Genomic DNA, 18,747 nt, shown 5'->3' with positions numbered 1-18,747 from the left:
GCTCTCAGAACCGCACGGTGCGGAGGTATTCGAAGCCGACCTTCGCCGTGTTCAGCGGGTCGGTGGGCTGGTCGTGCTCCACGATGAACTCGCGGATGGTGTGGCAGGACGCGGCGAAGACGCGCCGGAAGTCGATCACGCCGGTGCCGGGGTCGGTCATCTGCCCGTCCGGGGTCATGTCCTTGACGTGGTACTGCGTGACGCGCGGGAAGTGCTGCCGGAACAGCCGCACCGGATCCGCGCCGCCGGTCACCGCCCAGAACAGGTCGACCTCCAGGTGCACGGTCCGCTTGTCCGTCTTCGCGGTGAGGACGTCGTACGGCCGGACGCCGCCGATCGGGGCGAACTCGTGGGCGTGGTTGTGGTAGCCGAGCTGGATCCCGGCCTTCCGGAAGGCGAGCGCGGCGGTGTCGAGCCGCCCGGCGAAGGCTTCCCATTCCGCGATGGTGGCGAAGTTCGCGTACGGCACGTTGGCGAGCGAGTTGCCCAGGATCTTCGCGTCGGCGATGGTCTTGTCCAGGTCGCCGTCGATACCGACGTGCGTCGAGGACGCCTTGAGGTGACAGCGGTCGAGGATGGCGCGGAACTCGGTCGCGCTGCGGCCGTACGTCCCGGCCAGCTCGACCTTCCGGTAGCCGATGTCGGCCAGCGCGGAGAGCGTGCCTTCCGGGTCGTTCTGCAGCAGCGACCGCAGGGAGTAGAGCTGGATGCTGATCTTGTCCAGCGGGACCCGGCGCCGGGCCGTGGCGGCGTCCGCGACACTGGGGAGGGCGACCGTGGCGAGCGCCGCCGTGGCGACGCCCAACATGGTCCGCCGGGAGAGAGATTGAGCTTGCTCACCGCACATGGAACTCCCTCATCTCTGGTTGCTGAAAGCCGCGTCGAAGGCCGCCGACGGCTTGTCGAACAGGTGCTCGCGGACGTACTTCACCGCCTCCGCCGCGCCCCGGAGCCGGTCCATCCCGGCGTCCTCCCACTCCACGGAGATCGGCCCGGCGTAGCCGATCGAGTTCAGCGCCCGGAAGCAGTCCTCCCACGGGACGTCGCCGTGGCCGACGGACACGAAGTCCCAGCCCCGCCGCGGGTCCGCCCAGGCCAGGTGCGACCCGAGCCGTCCGTTGCGGCCGTCGAAGCGTTTGCGGGTGTCCTTGCAGTCGACGTGGTAGATCCGGTCGGCGAAGTCGAGGATGAACCCGACCGGGTCGAGGTCCTGCCAGACGAAGTGCGACGGGTCCCAGTTCAGCCCGAACGCCGGCCGGTGGTCGACGGCTGCCAGCGCGCGCTGGGTCGTCCAGTAGTCGTAGGCGATCTCGGACGGGTGAACCTCGTGCGCGAACCGGACGCCGACCTCGTCGAAGACGTCCAGGATGGGGTTCCACCGGCGGGCGAAGTCCGCGTAACCGTCATCGATGTCATCGCGTGTGACCGGCGGGAACATCGCGACGTACTTCCAGGTCTTCGACCCGGTGAAGCCGATGACGGTGTCGACACCGAGCTTCGCCGCCGCCCGCGCGGTGTCGGCCAGCTCGGCCGCCGCCCGCTGCCGGACGCCCTCGGGTTCGCCGTCACCCCAGATCCGGGACGGCAGGATCGCCTGGTGCCGGTGGTCGATCGGGTCGTCGCAGACGGCCTGCCCGACGAGGTGGTTCGAGATCGCCCAGACCTTGAGGCCGTGGTCGGCGAGCAGTCGCAGCCGCCCGGGCACGTAGTCCTCTTCGGACAGTGCGCGGTCGACTTCGAAGTGGTCGCCCGAGCAGGCGATCTCCAGGCCGTCGTACCCCCATTCCGAGGCGAGCTTGCAGACCTCGGTGAACGGCAGGTCGGCCCACTGGCCGGTGAACAACGTGACGGGACGGCTCACGCGCACACCTCGCTGACGCTCGGTGCGGCCTGAGCCGAAAGCGCGGTGTTGAATGATTCGTTCGCAAGCTCTCTCATGTCTCCTCCACCGGTGTCCATTGCGCTTGTGCGGCAGCGCTCTTTTCGACGGCGTCGAGCACGCGCTGGACGCGCAGGCCGTCGTCGAAGCCCGGCGCCGGGTCCGTGCCCGCGCCGATGGCGTCCAGGAAGTCGGCGACCTCGTGGGTGAACGTGTGCTCGTAGCCGAGCAGGTGTCCCGGCGGCCACCACGCGCCGACGTACGGGTGCTGCGGCTCGGTGACGAGGATGCGCCGGAACCCGGCCTCGGTGCCGGTGCCCTCGTACCACTGCAGCTCGTTCATGGACTCGAAGTCGAACGCCAGGCTCGCCTTCGAGCCGTTGACCTCCAGCCGCATCGCGTTCTTGCGGCCCAGCGCGAACCTGGTGGCCTCGAAGGTCGCCACCGCTCCCCCGGCCAGCCGGGCCAGGAACAACGCCGTGTCGTCGACCGTGACTTCGTCCGTGCCGCCGTGCTCGGCCGGCCGCTGCGTGACGAACGTGTTCGTCAGCGCCGAGACGCCGGTGATCACGTCGCCGGTGACGAACTGGGCGGCGTCCACGATGTGCGCGCCCAGATCGCCCAGGGCCCCCGACCCGGCGGACTCCTTGCGGAGCCGCCAGGTCATCGGCGCCCGGGCGTCCGAAAGCCAGTCCTGCAGGTACACCGACCGCACGTGCCGGATCTCGCCGAGTGCCCCGCTCGCCACGAGTTTCCGGGCGTGGGCGAGCGCGGGCACCCGGCGGTAGTTGAACGCGACCATGGCCCGTACCCCGCGTTCACGGCCCCGCCGCGCCGCCTCCGCCATCGCTTCGGCCTCCGCCACCGAGTTGGCCAGGGGCTTTTCGCACAGCACGTGCTTCCCGGCGTCCAGCGCGGCGATCGCGATCTCGGCGTGGCTGTCCCCCGGGGTGCAGACGTCGACCAGGCCGACGTCGTCCCGGGCGACGAGCTTGCGCCAGTCCGTCTCGACGTCCTCCCAGCCGAACTTCTCCGCGGCGGTCTTGGCCCGGGTCTCGTCGCGGCCGCCGAGCACGGCGAGCCGCGGCACCAGCGGCGGGTCGAAGAACCGGTGCACGCTGCGCCAGGCGTGCGAATGCACCGCACCCATGAACGCGTGGCCCACCATGCCGATCCCGATCGTTTCCCGTCCCGGGCTCATACCCCTCCTTTGGCGTAGCTGGAAGAATCGGTCAGGAGTCGAAGCCGACGTCGAGGTACTGGTCGACGTTCTCCTTCGTCACGACCGCCGAATACGTGGTGATCTCGGCCGGGATGTCGTGCTCGGCCAGGTCGCCGATGCCCTTGCCCTGCCCGAGCAGCCGGGCGAGCGCGACCGCCGTCGAGGCCATCGACGGGCTGTAGAGCACGGTCGCCTTGATCGGCGACGAGTCGGCCTTGATCAGGTTCATCATGTTCTTCGACCCGGCGCCGCCGACCATGATGAACTCCTTGCGGCCCGCGGTGTCGATCGCCGCGTTGACGCCGATGCCCTGGTCGTCGTCGTGGTTCCACAGCGCGTCCAGCTTCGGCGCGCCCTGGAGCAGGTTCGCGGTCTGCTGCTCGCCCGACTCCGACGTGAACTGCGCCGACACGCGCGGGCCGACCTGGAACCCGGCCCGGCCCAGTGCGTCCTTGAAGCCCTTGCTGCGTTCCTGGGTCAGCGGCAGCGAGTCGATCCCGGCGACCTCGCCGATGACCGGGTTCGTGACGTTCTTCTTCTTGAGCTCCGCGGCGATGTAGTTGCCCGCGTTGACGCCCATCCGGTAGTTGTCGCCGCCGATCCACGTTCTGTACGCGAGCGGGGTGTCGAAGACGCGGTCGAGGTTGATCACCGGGATGCCGGCGTCCATCGCCTGCTGGCCGACCGCGGTGAGCGCCTTGCCGTCGAAGGGCAGGATCACCAGGACGTTCACCTTCGCGTTGATCAGCGTCTCCACCTGGGAGATCTGCTGGTTGACGTCGTTGGTGCCCTCGGTCGCGTTGAACGTCACCTCGCTGAACTTCTGCGCCTGGGCCTTGGCGTTCTTGGTGATCGCCGCGATCCAGCCGTGGTCGGCGGCCGGCGCGGAGAAGCCGATGGTGATCGGCTTGCCCGGCTGGGCGTTGTTGCCCGCGTTGGCGACCGGCGCGTTCGACTCCGAGTTCGCGGGCGTGTTCGACGTGCAGCCGGCCAGCAGCGCGCCGGCGCCGACCGCGGCCCCGCCCAGCAGGAATCCCCGGCGCCCGAGGAAGGGTTGTTCGGCCATGGTGACCTCCATCGGTGGTTACTGACTACCGGTCCTGGCTTTCCGGGCCCGGAACTGCAAGAGCACGGCGAGCACGATGATCACGCCCTTGGCGATGTTCTGGATGTCGGTGTCCAGGTTGTTCAGCGTGAAGATGTTCGACAGCACCGTGAAGATCAGCACGCCGACGAGCGTGCCGATGAGCGAGCCGCGGCCGCCGGTCAGCAGCGTGCCGCCGATGACCACCGCCGCGATCGCGTCGAGCTCGTAGAACATGCCGTTGGTCGACGCGCCCGCCGTCGTCCGCGCGACGACCATGAGCGCGGCGATCCCGCAGCACAGCCCGGCCACGCCGTAGACGAGCGCGAGGTGGCGCTTGACGTTGATGCCGGCCAGCCGGGACGCCTCGGCGTTGCCGCCGACCGCGTACGTCCGCCGTCCGAAGGTGGTGCGGTTGAGCACGACCCAGCCGACCGCGAAGACCAGCGCGAACAGCCAGATCAGCGTGGGGATGCCGAGGAAGCCGCCCCGGAAGAAGGCGAGGAAGTCCTGGTCCGCGACGACCTGCGTGCGGCGGCCGCTGATCCGTTCGGCGAGCCCGCGGGCCGAGACGTACATCGCCAGCGTCGCGATGAACGGCACGACCTTGCCGTAGGCGACCAGGACGCCGTTGACCAGCCCGCAGCCGAGGCCGACCGCCAGTCCACAGAGGACCATCACCCACGGTCCGTACGACTGCGTCGCCAGCGTCGTCAGCCAGACCCCGGCCAGGCCGACCATCGAGCCGACGGACAGGTCGATGCCGCCGCTGATGATGACGAACGTCATTCCGACGCTCACCACGCCGATCGCCGCGGCCAGCCGCAGGATCGTCGAGATGTTGCTCTCGGTGAAGAACAGCTCGGGCCGGGTGAACTGGCCGACCAGGCACAGCACGACGAGCACGGCCACCAGGCCGAGCAGCCGCGGGTCGGCGGAGAAGGTGAACCGCTTCCGTTCGGCGGGCAGCGCTTCCTGGGGCGGTGCCTGTGTGTCGGTCATGCCGCGCTCCCCTCGAGAATCACGTCGAGCACTTCGGCCTCGGTGAGCCCGGCGGAGGACCGGTCGGCGAGGACACGGCCCTCGCGCAGCACCAGCACCCGGTCGGACAGCCCGAGCACCTCGGGGATTTCGCTGGACACCAGCACGATCGCCACGCCGGTCGCGGCCAGCTCGTCGATCAGCCGGTACAGCTCGGCGCGGGCGCCGACATCGACGCCGCGCGTCGGCTCGTCGAGCAGCAGCACCCGGCACCCGCGGACCAGCCACCGCGCGAGCACGGCCTTCTGCTGGTTGCCGCCGGACAGCGTGCGGACGATCCGCCGGGGATCGGCGGGCCGCAGGTCGAGGCGCCGCAGGCTCGCGCCGGCGCCGTCCAGTTCCCGGGACCGGTCGGTGAACCCGAGCTTCGCGTAGCGGCCGAGGCTGGCGAGGGTGACGTTGTGCACCACCGGCAGGTCCAGCAGCAGGCCCTGGCTCTTGCGTTCCTCGGGCGCGAGGCCGATGCCGGCCTTGACGGCGGCGAGCACGTCGCCGGACCGCACGGGTTTCCCGTCCACCGCCACGGTTCCCCGGTCGGCCTTGCGGGCGCCGAAGATCGTTTCGAGCAGTTCGCTGCGGCCCGAGCCGACCAGCCCGGCGATGCCGACGACCTCGCCGGCGTGGACGGTGAAGCTCACGTTCTCGAACTCGCCCTGCCGGGTGAGGTTCGCGACCTCGAGGGCCGTCTCGGGCCTGCCGTGGCCGTCGTGGCGCGGCCCGAAGACCGTCTCGACCTTGCGCCCGGCCATCAACGCGACCAGGTCGGCGGTCGGCGTCGCGGCGGCGTCGAGGCCGGTGCCGACGGTCCGGCCGTCCTTGAGCACGGTGACCCGGTGCCCGATCCGGCGCAGTTCTTCGAGGCGGTGCGAGATGTAGACGACGGCGACGCCGTCGGCGGTCAGCTCGCCGACGATGCGGAAGAGGTTGTCGACCTCCTCGCCGGCCAGCGCGGCGGTCGGTTCGTCCATGACGAGCAGCCGGGCGTCGTGGGCGAGCGCGCGGGCCATCGACACCAGCTGCTGACCCGCGGCGGAAAGCTTGCCGACCTCGGTCGACGGCCGGATGCCGGGGTGCCCGAGCCGCGCCATCAGGCGGGCGGCCTCGGCCCGGGCCTGGGAGATCCGCGTGAAGCCGAAGCGGGCGCGCTCGTGGCCGAGGAAGATGTTGTCCGCCACCGAAAGCCCGGGCACGAGGTCGAGCTCCTGGTACATGGTGGCGATGCCCAGGCGCAGCGCGTCGACCGGCGAACCGAGCGACACCGGTTCGCCCTGCCAGGTGATCTCCCCGGCGTCGGGGCGGTGCGCACCGGAGAGGACCTTGATCAGTGTCGACTTCCCGGCGCCGTTCTGGCCGAGCAGGCAGTGCACCTCGCCGGGTTCGACGTCGAGGTCGACGCCGTCGAGGGCGCGGACGCCCGGGAACTCCTTCACGATGCCGCGGACGGAAAGCAGACTCATGCGCACACCTCGCTGGCGCTCGGTGCCGCCTGAGCCGGAAGCGCAGTGTTGAATGATTCGCTCGCAAGCTCGCTCATACCGTGGCCTCCTCGACGAGCGTCGGATTCGCGAACAGCCGCTCGGCCGCCAGGTGCGCGGCACCCCGCAGCGGCGCCCGCAGGCCGAGCCCGGACGCCACGACCCGGGCCTGGCCGAGCGGCCGGGCGGCGAGCTCGACGCGGACCGGTTCGACCAGCCACTCGCCCAGTTCGGCGAAGTAGCCGCCGAGCACGACGACGTCCGGGTCGAGCACGTCGACCACAGTGGACAGGGCGATGCCGAGCGCGACGCCCAGTTCGTGGACCGCCGTGGCCGCGCGCTGGTCGCCGCGGTGGACGCGGTCCTTGAGCAGGGCGACGCGGCCTTCGACGCCGGGTGCGGGATCGTGCAGCGGGTCGCCGGGGGCCGCGGCCGCGCGCAGGACCGCGGCCAGGTTCGCCTTCGTCTCCAGGCAGCCCGTCCGGCCGCACGGGCACCGCTCGCCGGACGGGTCGACGGCGATGTGCCCGACCTCGCCGGCGAAGCCGCGCGCGCCGCGCAGGATCGTGCCGCCGGAGACGAACCCGCCGCCGACGGCCGTCCCGCCGCCGAGGTAGCACAGCTCGGTGCCGGCGCCCGCGACCGATTCGGCCAGTGCCCCGAGGTTGGCTTCGTTGTCGACGGCCACGGCGTCGACCGGGAGGGCGAGCCGGGCCGCCAGCAGGCCGGCGATTTCCGCGTCGCGCCAGCGCAGCGCGGGCGCGAACCGCAGCACGGCGGCGGCCGAGTCGACCAGCCCGGGCACCGAGACCGCGACGCCGACCGGTGGACCGGGCAGCACCCGGCAGGCGAGGCGGGCGAGCTCGTCCATCCCGGCGTGGAGCCCGAGCGCGGCGACGTCGACGGTCTCCGTTCCCTCCGCCAGGACGCGGCCGGACAGATCGGTGACCAGCGCCGACAGCCGGTCGGCTTCGACGCCCAGTGCCAGCGCGTAGGCGTCCTCGCCGTGCAGTTCGACCAGCCGGCTCGGCCGTCCGTTGCCGGGGCGGACACCGGCGGGCCGGACCAGGCCGCGCTCGGCGAGTTCGGCGAGCAGGCCGGGCACCGCGGACTTGGCGATCCCGGAGCGGGCAGCCAGCTGTGTGCGCGAGAGGGGGCCGGTGCGCAGCGCCCGCAGGACCGCGGCCAGATTCGCCGTACGAGGGCTCGCCGAATCGGCTTGCCTCGTTCGGGTGACGGCCACGGTGCCCCCATCTTGCGCTGGCTACTGAACGCACTTTGTCGCTCAGGCAGCGAAAGTAGGGTGACTGGCATCACTCGTCAAGGTGATACCTGGGGACGAAGTGCGGTTTTCACCCGGATAGACGTGCGAAACCGGACAGACTTTCGATTCGAACATACAAAAGTCTGTTCGATCTTGACGTTACATTGTGGACGCGTTCAGCAACGTTCTGTGATCGGACTGGCTCAGCTGCTGAGGGTGAAAGCCCGGTCGGTGGCCGACCACGCGGCCCCGATCACGCCCGCCGTCTCGCCGAGCTCGGACAGCACGATCGGCAGGTTTCCGGTGGCCAGCGGCAGCGAGCGCCGGTAGACCGCGCTGCGCACCTCGGCGAGCAGCTGGTGCCCGAGCTGGGCCACGCCGCCGCCGATCACCACCATGCCGGGGTTGATGAAGCAGACCAGCGAGGCGATGACCTGGCCGAGCCGCCGTCCGCCGTCGCGGATGAGGTTGACCGCCCCGGAGTCGCCGGCCGCGGCGGCCCGGCCGACGTCACGGGCGGTGACGGCCCCGCGTTCGGCGGCCGCCTCGGCCAGGTGCGCCGACCGGCCGCTGCGGGCCAGGGCCAGCCCGTCGCGGGCCAGCGCGGCGCCGCCGAAGTAGGCCTCCAGGCAGCCGACCTCGCCGCACGCGCAGGTCGGGCCGAAGTCGTCGAGCCGGATGTGCCCGATGTCGCCGGCGGTGCCCGCGACCCCGCGGTAGACCTTGCCGCCGAGCACGATCCCGCAGCCGATCCCGGTGCCGATCTTGACGAACATCAGGTCGTCGGTCGAGCGCGCGACCCCGGCGTGCCGCTCGCCGAGCGCCATCGCGTTGACGTCGTTGTCCACCGCGACCGGGCAGCCCCAGAGCCCGCCGAGGTGGTCGCGCACGTTGAACCGGTCCCAGCCGGGCATGATCGGCGGCGCGACGGCCATCCCTTCGGCGAAGCTGACCGGCCCGGGCAGCCCGACGCCCGCGGCGATCAGCCGGCCCGGCGCCTCGTCCCGCACCTTCGCCGCGAGCTCGGCGACCCGCCGCAGCACCGGGTGCGGCCCCTGCCGCACATCGCAGTCTTCGACGGCGTGCGCGAGCACCTCGCACGAAGCGTCGGTGACGGCCACCCCGACCGACGTCGCACCGACGTCGACGGCGAGCACCCGCAGTTCCCCCGCGAGCCGGACGAGCGTCGACCGCCGCCCGCCCCGGCTGGCCGACGGCCCGGCGGCTTCGACGAGCCCGACTTCGGCGAGCCGGGCCACCTCGGCACCGACCCGGGCGCGCGGCAGCTCCAGTCTCTCCCCCAGCTCGACCCGCGACATCGGGCCGTCGTCGCGGAGCAGGGTCAGCAACCGGGTCTGGTGCCGGGTTTCGACCATCGACTGCTCCGGGGTGGATACCGTGCTCATTCGCTTCAGCGTACTGGTGCCCCACCGGCCAAGGGCTGCCGCGGCGGCGGCCGGGAAGGTCCGTGTGGGGGTCACCCGAGCCGGTGCCATCGGCGGCGATCCCGTTCGTCCCCCGGAATTCGGGGCAGCCTCCCGCAACCGGAAACCGGCTCCACGAAGGAGGAACACCATGCGACGGATCACGGCCGCGCTCGCCGCGCTGGCATTGACGACCGGAGTCCTGTCCGGCACGACGGCGGCAGCCTCGGCGGAAAGCGGGCCGGCGGGCAAATGCGTGGGCAGCTCGCTGGCGATGTACGCCACGACGCAGTTGTGCGTCGTCGAACGCACCTATCCGGCAATCACGCAGCCGGCCACCTGACGCTGCCGGCGCGGGACCAGTCTCACCGCACCGGCACCGGAAAGTCCGGCAGGGTCAGCGCCGAGTGCTCCGGCCGGGGCGGGCTCGGCGGCGCCGTCGTCAGCTGCCGGAGTGCGGTGTTGCGGTGCTCGAGCGCCTCCGCCGTTGCCGGGAACAACGTTGCCTGGCCTTCGCTCACCAAAGCCTGGTTGGCTTCGGCGAAGCCCCGCAACCGGTTCTCGTACGCGGCGAACGCCGCCGTGTGGTCCGGAATCGTCGCCAGGGCGTGGCCCAGCACGTACGCGCCCGCGAGGGCGAGGCTCGTGCCCTGACCCGTCAGGAACGATGGCGCGTGGGCCGCGTCGCCGACGAGGGCGACGCGGCCCGCCGACCATCGCGGCATGCGGATCTGGCTGATCACGTCGAAGAACAAGTCCCCCGCTTCGCGCATTGCCGCGACCATGCGCGGGATTTCCCAGCCTTCGCCGTCGAAGGTGCGGGCGATGAGGTCGCGCTGAGCCTCCGGGTCGCGGAACGCCTCGATCGGCGGCTCCGGCCGGGCGAAGACCAGGAAGCCGTGGACCTCCTCGCTGTCGAGCACCGCGTACAGCGCCGCGCCCTTGCCGGGCGTGCTCCACGTGAGCCCCTCGCGGACGAGGCCGAAGTCGTTGGGCATGGTGAACCCGGCGAAGCTGTAGCCGAGATAGTGGTGGAACGGCGCCTCCGGGCCGAAGACGAGCTCCCGGGTGCGGGAATGCAGGCCGTCGGCGCCGATCACCAGGTCGTAGGTTTCCCGGCGGCCGCTGCGGAAGGTGACGTCGGCGTCGTCGGTGAGGGTTTCGATCGTGTCGCCGAAGCGGACCTCGACGTCGTCGCGCACCAGGTCGTACAGCGTCCGGATCAGGTCGCCGCGGCGGAGCTCGAGGTCTTCGCCTTCGGTGCCGCCGATGATCGCGTCCGGGGCCAGCGACACGATTTCGCCGCCGTCTGCGCCGAGGAACGTCAGCCGCCGCGTCGAGATGTGCTGCTCCCGCAGGCGGGGCAGGATCCCCATCCGCCGGACGGCGTCCAGTGCCGTGCCGCGGATGTCGATGGGATAGCCGCCGGCGCGGAGTTCCGGCGCCTTCTCCACGAGGGTCACCGCGAAGCCGGCGCTCCGCAGCCAGAACGCCAAAGCCGGGCCGGCGATGCTCGCGCCCGAGATGAGGACCTTCTTCATGACTTCTCCGATAGCTAAGTTAGGTATCCAAAGCGGAGGTGCGACAATCCTCGCGATCAACTCCACCCAGACCGACTATATACCTAAGTTAGCTATCTATAGGGGTGTGATGGCCGACACAGACGCCGGCGACGTGTCCGACCTGCGTGCCGTGCTGCCGCGGCTGATGCAGCTGGGCAACCTGATGAACCGCAGCGGCCTCGGCGAGCGGGCGATGAAGCGGATCGGAGCCGACCTCGACCGGCCGGGGCTGTCGATCATCCTCGCCCTGCACATGACCGGGAAGGCGCTGCGCGTCGGCGAGATCGCCGAGCGCATGCAGGTCGCCGGGCCGCACGTCACCCGGCACCTGCACGTGCTCGAAAAGCGCCGCCTCGTGCGCGGCCTGGCCGACCCCGACGACCGGCGCGCCCGGCTCGTCGAGCTGACCCCCGACGGCGCCGAGATCGCCGACCGGTACGTCACCACCCTGCTCGGCTGGTTCGGCGACGCGCTGTCCGGCTGGGCACCGGAGGACCGCCGGACCTTCTACGACCTGCTCCTGCGGTTCACCGACGACCTCGCGGCCTTCCTGTCGGCCACCGCCGGGGAGGACTGAGCGCTCAGCGCTGGGCGAACTGCCGTGCGGTCGGCTGACTGACGCCGGCCTTGACGGGCAGCGGGTCGAAGACCAGCCGCTCGCCGTGGATGTCGGTGACCGCCACGGCACCGCCGCAGCCGGCGCCGTTCTCCGACAGGAAGTAGTTGTAGTCGGTGCGCTGCAGCCGTTTCCACGTGCTGCCCACGCGGACCTCCAGGCGGGCCACCGGGTTGCGGTGGCCGATCACCTGGATGCCGCACCAGTACTGGGACGACCCGTCCTTGTAGCGCAGGGAAATCTTCCCCACCGACGGCGGGCTCACCAGCTTCCAAGTGACCGGGATTTCCCCGAGGTTGCGCGCCCCGAGGCGGTCGAACGCCTTCGGGTTCAGGTCCAGCTGCCCCACCCGGCACGGCGCCGGGCACAGGTTGGTGATCCGGACCGTCACGCTCGCGCCGTTGGCCGCCCGCACCTCGACGTAGGCCCCGCACGCCTGGGATCCCTCGAAGTCGGCGACGTTCATCGCCGCGTTCAACGGGTCCGGGCTCGCGTCGTACCCGCACGCGCCGGTGCCGTCGGTGTCGTAGAAGGTCGCCACGCCGGAGCGGGTCACGCCCGGCTCGATCCGTCCGGCGAGCGGCGCGGCCGCGGACGTCGGAGCGGGCGCGGACGTCGAAGGCGTGGCACTGGCGGAAGAGGAGGCCGCGGCGGTCGTCGGCGGCGGCGCAGTGGTGGCCGCCGTCCCGATCACGGCGGCGGCGGTCGCCCTGGCCGCCGCTTCGGCCGGGGCCGGGCCGTCCGCGCGGGTCGCCACCAGGACGACGACCGTCGCGGCCACCGCGAGCGACGCCACGATCGACACGATCACCGCGCGCCGGGGCACCGCACCTCCCGGATCACGGGCGAGCCGCCGCGGCCAGCCGGTTGTACTCGGCGCGGGTCACCGGCAGGACCGTGCCGTGCCGGGGCTTGCCGGGCAGCTGCGCGTTCGCCGACGGCCGCCAGTCGCCGGAGTCGAGGTCCGTGGTTTCGAACGGCCGGTACCCGGCGCCGCCGTACTCGTCGATGAACAGGTACCACTTCTTCTCGGTGTTCGACCGGAACGCCAGCGGGCCCTCGCCGCCGACGATCGCGTCCTTGCCGATGCACTCCTTCACCAGGTCGTAGCCGCGGCTCAGCAGGGCCCGGGACTTCTCCTCGGTGATGTACCGGCCGCACGGGGTCGAGCCACCGCCGCCGGGGCCGCGGTCGTCCTGGGAAAAGCGGTAGTACCTGCCGTCGTGGCGGATCACCGTGGAGTCGATCACCGAATGCCCCGGGTCGAACCACGTCTTGGGCTCGCTGAAGGTGCGGAAGTCCCGGGTGGTCGCGTACATCATCCGGTTGTGGGAGGTCGTGACGTGGCCGGGGTCGTCGGCCGGGTAGACGTTGGATGCCCAGAACACCACGTACGCCCCGCGCGCCGGGTCGTAGAACGCCTCCGGCGCCCACACGTTGCCGGCGGTCTCCGGCATGACCTGGACCAGCCGCGGCGCGCTCCACCGCACCAGGTCCGCCGACTCCCACACCACGATCGAGCGGCTGCCGTGCCGCCACGACTGCTCCCAGTCGTCGCGGCCGTACATCCGCAGGTCCGTCGCGATCAGGTAGAACCGGTCGCCCCGCGGTGACCGGATGACGAACGGGTCCCGCACGCCCTGGGTGCCGACGGTGGACCGCAACGCCGGGGTGCCGCTGGGCGCCTGCCACCGCAGCGGGTCGTTGCCCTGGCTCAACGCGAAGTAGACCTGCTCGCCGTCGGGCGTGCCCTCGCCGGTGAAGTAGGTGAACAGGTAACCGGCGTACCGCGACTGACCGGCGTCCGCGGGCGCCGCCAGCGCCACCGCGATCAGCAACACCGAGACCAGGATCCGGAACCCGCGCATGCCTGTGTCCTCCTCGATCACGCTGCCGACCTGCTCAGGCCCGGTGCGAGCAGTATGTTAGCGCTCACATGCCGTGCGCGGAAGAGGTCACCTGCGCGAGGGCGGCCGAATCGCGCCCGGTGACCCATTCCCCGCCATTCACCAATAGGCGGAGCACCCCGTTGGGAATTGACTTGAATCGACGGCGGCCGGCGAAGTTGTGCCGACGAAGATTGACTCTTACGGATGGGAAAGATCGGCGCTAGGGTCGTCGTCGCCCCAGGCGACGGTCGCCGGGGAATGAGGAGCCCGCCGCTCGTTCTGCCCTTTCCCGAATCCGCGCGAAGCCCCGGCGCAGCCCGATTTCCGGGTTCCGCCGCGCCGTTGTCCTGTCTCCGAAAGCCCCGAGGACCTGATCGATGTCAGTGCACTTGCCCGCCCGCTCCGTTCTGCCGGTCGCCGTGGTCGTCACCGGTGCGGCGGTGTGGTGGATGACAGCCGGGGTGTCCGCGGCGGACCGGACGTTCGTGGCCTGGTACGGCGGGATCGCGGCCGCCGTGGTGTGCGCGGCGGTCACCGTCGCCGCCCACTGGATGCGGACCGCCCGCCACTACCGCGGCCGGATCACGGCGCTGGACACGGAGATCGCGCGGCTCGCCGACGACACGCTGCCCGCCGTGGTCCGGCGGGTGCGCGACGGCGCGTCGGTGGACACCGCGCTCGCCGAAGTGCCGGGCGCGGCCGGCGACGCCCACCGGCGCCTGCTGGACACGATCGCGCAGGAGATCGGCCGGAGCGAGCGGATGCGCGCGGCCACGATGGCGGCCTGCGCCAACGCCGCCGGCCGCGTCCAGGCGCTGGCCACCAGCATGCTGGCCGACCTGCGGGAGATGGAAGGCCGCTACGACGAAAACGTCCTCGGCGACCTGCTCGAACTGGACCACCGCACCGCGCAGGCCGGCCGCCTGGCGGACAGCATCGCGGTGCTGACCGGCGCGCGGTCCGGCCGGCGCTGGACCAAGCCGATCACGATGGAAAGCATCCTGCGCGGCGCGATGGGGCGCATCAGCGCCTACCAGCGGGTCCGGACGCACTCGACCAGCACCGTCGCGGTCGCCGGGTACGCCGCCGAAGGGGTCATGCACGCCTTGGCCGAGCTGATGGACAACGCCACCAGCTTCTCCCCGCCGTCGGAGGACGTGCACGTGTACGTGGAGGAGGTGCACGCGGGCGTCGTCGTCACGATCGAGGACAGCGGCCTCGTCATGGGCCCGGCGGCGCTGGAGCGTGCCGTGCGCGCGGTGTCCGCCGAGCCGCTGGACCTGACCACGCTGTCCGGCACCCGGCTGGGCCTGGCCGTGGTGGGGTGCCTGGCGCGCAAGCACGGCCTGACCGTGCACTTCCGGCCGTCCGCGCGAGGCGGCACCGGCGTGGTGGTCATGATCCCCCGGCTGCTGATCACCCAGCCCGAGCCGGACGCGCCGATCCCCACGGCGGCAGCCACCCCGCCCGCCAAGGTTCCCGCGCCCGCGGTGTCCGAAGTGGAGAGTGGCGCTTCCGGGCTGCCGCAACGACGTCGCGGGCAGACGCTGGCAGCCGCACCCAAGCCGGTGCCGGCACCGGCGGCGAGCCCCGCGCCGGCCCGTGCCGACGCCGGCGCGCGGTTCAGCGCGTTCCACGCGGCCGGCCGGGAAGCCCGCCCTTCTGCTGCCTCGGAGGACAGCCGATGAACACCACGGAGCACGACCTCGACTGGCTGCTGGAGAACCTCCTGGGCAAGACCCCGGGGACCCGGCACGCCCTGGTGCTGTCCAAGGACGGCCTCAAGCTCTGCCACACCCGCGGGCTCACGATCGACCAGGCCGACCAGCTGGCCGCCATCGCCTCGGGCATCCAGAGCCTGGCGTACGGCACGTCCATCGAGTTCGGCGACGGCACCGGCGGCGTACGCCAGTCCATGACGGAGTTCCACGGCGGGATGCTGTTCATCGTGGAGGCCGGCGCCGGCGCCCACCTCGCCGTGATCGCCGCCGACGACGCGGACGTGGGCCACATCGGCCACACCATGAACGAGCTCGTCGAGCAGCTCGGCGAACACCTGACCGCCCCGCCCCGCGCGGCCCGGTGACATGACCCGGGAACACCTCCGCCGCGAGGACCCGGACCGGCTGTACACCGTCACCGGCGGGCGCAGCCGCGCGAACGAGAGCGCGCTGGACCTGGTGACGCTGATCGTGAGCGAAGGCGATCCGGTCCCGGGCATGCAGTCCGAGCACGTCAAGATCCTGCGCCTGTGCCGGCTTCCGACGGCGCTGGTGGAGGTCGCCTCGGAGCTGGGCCTCCCGGTGAGCGTCGTGAAGATCCTGCTGTGCGACCTGCTCGACACCGGCCGGGTCACCGCCCGCCACCCCTCCCCGGCGCCCGCCGACACCGATCTGCCCGATCTCGAAACCCTGAAGCAGGTACTCGTTGGACTGCAGAAGCTCTGACCAGGACGTCCGTACCCCGCTGCCGAGCACCGCCCGGGAGGGCCTGAAGATCGTCATCGTCGGCGGGTTCGGGGTCGGCAAGACGACCATGGTCCGTTCGGTCAGCGAAATCCGCCCGCTGAGCACCGAGGAAACCATGACGCAGGCGGGCGTCGGGATCGACGACGGCGCCTCGCCCGGCAAGACCACCACCACGGTCGCGTTCGACTTCGGGCGGATCAGCCTGAACGAGCAGATGGTGCTCTACCTGTTCGGCGCCCCGGGCCAGGAACGGTTCTGGTTCCTCTGGGACCGCCTGTTCGCCGGGACGCTGGGGGCCGTGGTGCTGGTGGACACCCACCGGCTGGCCGACTCCTGGTACTCCATCGACCGCCTCGAACACCACGGGACGCCGTTCATCGTGGCCCGCAACAACTTCGGCGAGCCGGAGCACTCCCTCGACCAGGTGCGCCAGGCCCTCGACCTGTCCGCCGACGTGCCCCTGATCGACTGCGACGCCCGGCGGCGCGACTCCAGCAAGACCGTCCTGCTTTCCCTCGTCCACCACCTGTTCGCCCTGTCCTCCGCCCGGGAGACCGCGTCATGAGCACCCCTCAGCCCGCCCTCGCCACGCCGTTGTCCGGGCCGCGGTTCCAGCAGACGTCCGCGGACCTCTACGCGGAGCTGCGGCGCACGCACGGGCCGGTGGCCCCCGTGCTGCTCGACGGGGACGTGCCGGCGTGGCTGGTGCTGGGTTACCGCGAGGTGCAGTACGTCGTGAGCAACCCGGAGGTCTTCGGACGCGACTCGCGACGCTGGAACGCCTGGGACCGCGTCCCGCCCGACTGGCCGTTGCTGCCGCTGCTGGCCTACCAGCCCACGATGATGTTCGCCGAGGGCGCCGAGCACCGGCGGCGGGCCGAAGCGCTCGACGAGGCACTCGGCGCCGTCGACCAGTTCGAGCTCGGCGCGCGGGCCGAGCAGGTGGCCGATGGGCTCGTCGACGCCTTCGCCGGGAGCGGCGAGGCCGACCTGATCACGCAGTACGCCGACGGGATACCGCTGCCCGTCGTCGCCCGGATGATCGGCGTGCCGGACGCGGAGACCGCGGACCTGGTCCGCGACGTCTACCGGACGCACGCCGCCGGCGAGGGCGCGAACGAGGCGTACGCGCGCGTCCGGGACAGAGTGCGGCGGCTGGTCGAGTCCCGCCGTCGTGACCCCGGGCCGGACGTCACCTCCCGGCTGCTGGCCCACCCGGCCGCGCTCGCCGACGAGGAGATCACCGAGGACCTGCTGCACCTGATGAACGCGGGCCAGCTGCCCACCGCGTACTGGATCGGCAACACCCTGCGGCTGATGCTCACCGACGACCGCTTCGCGATGACACTGGCCGGCGGCCGCCGGAGCGTCGGCCAGGCGCTGAACGAGGTGCTCTGGGAGGACACGCCGACCCAGAACTTCCCGGGCCGGTTCGCCGTCCACGACCTCCGGCTGGGCGGCCGGCAGATCCGCAAGGGCGACCTGCTCATCCTCGGGCTCGCCGCGGCCAACCAGGACCCGCTCGTCCGGCCGGTCCCGCAGGCCTCGACCGGCAACCAGGCGTACCTGTCGTTCAGCCACGGCGAACACCGCTGCCCGTACGCCGCCCAGGAGATCGCCAAGGTCATCGCCGGGGCGGCGATCGAGGTCCTGCTCGACCGGCTGCCGGACGTCGGGCTGGCGGTGCCGGCCGACACGCTGGCCTGGCGGCCGTCACCGCTGTTCCGCGGCCTGGCGGCGCTGCCGGTGAAGTTCACGCCGGCCTGGTGATTAGTCCGGCTCGCGGATAGCCTCGGCGACCCGAACCGTGGGATTCTGGCCCGGGGGTGGCCGGAATGGGCGAATTGCGGCGGTACCGCACAGTGGTGTCCGACAGCGCGCTGTGGGCCGGCTTCCGGTTCCGCGCCGGCGACATCGTCATCAGCACGCCGCCGAAGTGCGGCACGACGTGGATGCAGATGCTGTGCGCGTTGCTGGTGTTCGACACCGCCGAGCTCCCGCGGCCGCTCACCGAGCTCTCCCCGTGGCTGGACGCGACCACGTACGACACCCCGGCGATCCTGGCCGACCTCGAAGGACAGCAGCACCGGCGGTTCGTCAAGACGCACACCCCGCTCGACGGCCTGCCGTCCGAGCCGGGGGTGACGTACGTCTGCGTCGGCCGTGACCCGCGGGACGCGATGCTGTCGTTCGAGCACGCGGCGGCCAACATCCACCCCGACGCGATCACCGCGGGCGGCCTCCAGGTCGTCGCCCCGCCCCCGGCCGACCCGCTCGAGCGGTTCCGGCTGTGGGCGGACGCGGAGCCCACGCCCGAATCGGACGGGTTCGGGGTGAGCCTGGCCAACCTGGTCCACCACGTGCGGACGTTCTGGGACCACCGCGACGAGCCGCGGGTGGCCCTGTTCCATTACGCGGACCTCAAAGCGGACCTGCCCGGCCAGCTGCGGCGCCTGGCGGCGGTGCTGTCGATCTCCTCGCAACGGCTCGATCAGCTCGCCGCGGCGGCGACGTTCGACCACATGCGGAGCCGGGCCGACGAACTGGCCCCCGGCGTCGACGCGAAGCTGTGGCGCAGCAACACGGGCTTCTTCCGGTCCGGCACCAGCGGCCAGTGGCACGACCTGCTCGACGAGGCCGCCGTCGAGCACTACCACCGGCGCGTGGCCGAGCTGGCACCGCCCGATCTCGCTGCGTGGCTCCACACGGGCTGGACGGACTCCCACGCCTGAGGCGGGTCCGAACGTCGCGAATGACTCATTCGCGACATCGGGGTTCGCTCGGCCGGATCTCCCACCGGTGAAGGGACTTCCGGGCAGACTT

General features: G+C 71.6%; 19 protein-coding genes. 8 read left to right on the top strand and 11 right to left on the bottom strand.

All coding sequences use genetic code 11. The features are described from left to right. Positions 1-4: 4 nt before the first annotated feature. The 8 genes from I4Q55_RS34550 to I4Q55_RS34515 form a co-directional block, all read right to left on the bottom strand. Positions 5-847: a sugar phosphate isomerase/epimerase gene (locus I4Q55_RS34550; RefSeq protein WP_206794098.1), complete on the bottom strand. Its 843-nt coding sequence runs from the start codon at positions 845-847 to the stop codon at positions 5-7. 9 nt (positions 848-856) lie between these two features. Then, entirely contained in the window at positions 857-1,861 is a 1,005-nt protein-coding gene (locus I4Q55_RS34545; protein ID WP_206794096.1) for a sugar phosphate isomerase/epimerase, read from the bottom strand. Between the two features lie 73 nt (positions 1,862-1,934). Beyond that, positions 1,935-3,080: a Gfo/Idh/MocA family protein gene (locus I4Q55_RS34540; RefSeq protein ID WP_206794093.1), complete on the bottom strand. Its 1,146-nt coding sequence runs from the start codon at positions 3,078-3,080 to the stop codon at positions 1,935-1,937. A 31-nt stretch (positions 3,081-3,111) separates the two neighbouring features. Then, positions 3,112-4,167, bottom strand: coding sequence for a substrate-binding domain-containing protein (locus I4Q55_RS34535; protein WP_206794091.1), 1,056 nt, complete (start codon positions 4,165-4,167; stop codon positions 3,112-3,114). A gap of 18 nt (positions 4,168-4,185) precedes the next feature. Continuing rightward, a complete protein-coding gene (locus I4Q55_RS34530) occupies positions 4,186-5,187 on the bottom strand; it encodes an ABC transporter permease (RefSeq protein ID WP_206794089.1) in 1,002 nt (333 codons plus the stop codon). Further along, positions 5,184-6,683, bottom strand: a complete 1,500-nt coding sequence (locus tag I4Q55_RS34525) for a sugar ABC transporter ATP-binding protein (RefSeq protein ID WP_206794087.1) — start codon at positions 6,681-6,683, stop codon at positions 5,184-5,186. The genes I4Q55_RS34530 and I4Q55_RS34525 overlap by 4 nt, the downstream gene beginning before the upstream one ends. A 73-nt stretch (positions 6,684-6,756) precedes the next feature. After that, positions 6,757-7,944 carry an ROK family transcriptional regulator gene (locus tag I4Q55_RS34520; protein ID WP_206794085.1) on the bottom strand — a complete coding sequence of 396 codons (1,188 nt, stop codon included), beginning with the start codon at positions 7,942-7,944 and terminating at the stop codon, positions 6,757-6,759. 224 nt (positions 7,945-8,168) lie between these two features. Continuing rightward, entirely contained in the window at positions 8,169-9,341 is a 1,173-nt protein-coding gene (locus tag I4Q55_RS34515) for an ROK family transcriptional regulator (RefSeq protein WP_206794243.1), read from the bottom strand. Between the two features lie 199 nt (positions 9,342-9,540). Here I4Q55_RS34515 and I4Q55_RS34510 point away from each other — a divergent pair, with 199 nt between their 5' ends. Beyond that, the gene (locus I4Q55_RS34510; protein ID WP_206794084.1) at positions 9,541-9,732 is read left to right on the top strand and encodes a hypothetical protein; all 192 of its coding nucleotides are present in this window, start codon (positions 9,541-9,543) and stop codon (positions 9,730-9,732) included. A gap of 22 nt (positions 9,733-9,754) precedes the next feature. Here the strand turns inward: I4Q55_RS34510 and I4Q55_RS34505 are convergent, their stop codons facing one another. Then, a complete protein-coding gene (locus I4Q55_RS34505; RefSeq protein ID WP_206794082.1) occupies positions 9,755-10,930 on the bottom strand; it encodes an FAD-dependent monooxygenase in 1,176 nt (391 codons plus the stop codon). A 109-nt stretch (positions 10,931-11,039) separates the two neighbouring features. Here I4Q55_RS34505 and I4Q55_RS34500 point away from each other — a divergent pair, with 109 nt between their 5' ends. Next, positions 11,040-11,528, top strand: coding sequence for a MarR family winged helix-turn-helix transcriptional regulator (locus I4Q55_RS34500; RefSeq protein WP_206794080.1), 489 nt, complete (start codon positions 11,040-11,042; stop codon positions 11,526-11,528). 4 nt (positions 11,529-11,532) lie between these two features. Here I4Q55_RS34500 and I4Q55_RS34495 read toward each other — a convergent pair whose 3' ends face one another. Beyond that, positions 11,533-12,393 carry an expansin EXLX1 family cellulose-binding protein gene (locus tag I4Q55_RS34495; RefSeq protein ID WP_206794078.1) on the bottom strand — a complete coding sequence of 287 codons (861 nt, stop codon included), beginning with the start codon at positions 12,391-12,393 and terminating at the stop codon, positions 11,533-11,535. A gap of 13 nt (positions 12,394-12,406) precedes the next feature. Next, positions 12,407-13,435, bottom strand: coding sequence for a glycoside hydrolase family 43 protein (locus I4Q55_RS34490; protein WP_206794065.1), 1,029 nt, complete (start codon positions 13,433-13,435; stop codon positions 12,407-12,409). 398 nt (positions 13,436-13,833) lie between these two features. On the opposite strand from I4Q55_RS34490, the gene I4Q55_RS34485 reads away from it, so the two are divergent. The 6 genes from I4Q55_RS34485 to I4Q55_RS34460 all read left to right on the top strand — a co-directional run bounded on the left by I4Q55_RS34485 (position 13,834) and on the right by I4Q55_RS34460 (position 18,656). After that, complete coding sequence (locus I4Q55_RS34485; protein ID WP_206794063.1) at positions 13,834-15,144, top strand: sensor histidine kinase KdpD; 1,311 nt, start codon at positions 13,834-13,836, stop codon at positions 15,142-15,144. Continuing rightward, positions 15,141-15,542, top strand: a complete 402-nt coding sequence (locus tag I4Q55_RS34480; RefSeq protein ID WP_206794061.1) for a roadblock/LC7 domain-containing protein — start codon at positions 15,141-15,143, stop codon at positions 15,540-15,542. Before I4Q55_RS34485 ends, I4Q55_RS34480 begins: the two co-directional genes overlap by 4 nt. Before the next feature lies 1 nt (position 15,543). Then, on the top strand, positions 15,544-15,903 hold the full coding sequence (locus I4Q55_RS34475; protein WP_206794059.1) for a DUF742 domain-containing protein: 360 nt from the start codon (positions 15,544-15,546) through the stop codon (positions 15,901-15,903). An 88-nt stretch (positions 15,904-15,991) separates the two neighbouring features. Beyond that, positions 15,992-16,489 (top strand): ATP/GTP-binding protein, encoded by a 498-nt coding sequence (locus I4Q55_RS34470; protein ID WP_242547327.1) that lies wholly within the window; start codon positions 15,992-15,994, stop codon positions 16,487-16,489. Continuing rightward, on the top strand, positions 16,486-17,694 hold the full coding sequence (locus tag I4Q55_RS34465; RefSeq protein WP_206794055.1) for a cytochrome P450: 1,209 nt from the start codon (positions 16,486-16,488) through the stop codon (positions 17,692-17,694). The genes I4Q55_RS34470 and I4Q55_RS34465 overlap by 4 nt, the downstream gene beginning before the upstream one ends. A 65-nt stretch (positions 17,695-17,759) precedes the next feature. Beyond that, the gene (locus I4Q55_RS34460) at positions 17,760-18,656 is read left to right on the top strand and encodes a sulfotransferase domain-containing protein (protein ID WP_206794053.1); all 897 of its coding nucleotides are present in this window, start codon (positions 17,760-17,762) and stop codon (positions 18,654-18,656) included. Positions 18,657-18,747: the final 91 nt, after the last annotated feature.

The sequence above is a fragment of the Amycolatopsis sp. MtRt-6 genome, assembly GCF_017308975.1.
Lineage (GTDB): Bacteria > Actinomycetota > Actinomycetes > Mycobacteriales > Pseudonocardiaceae > Amycolatopsis.
Note: the sequence above shows the minus strand (reverse complement) of the source record. Positions and strands in the feature narration are given on the sequence as shown.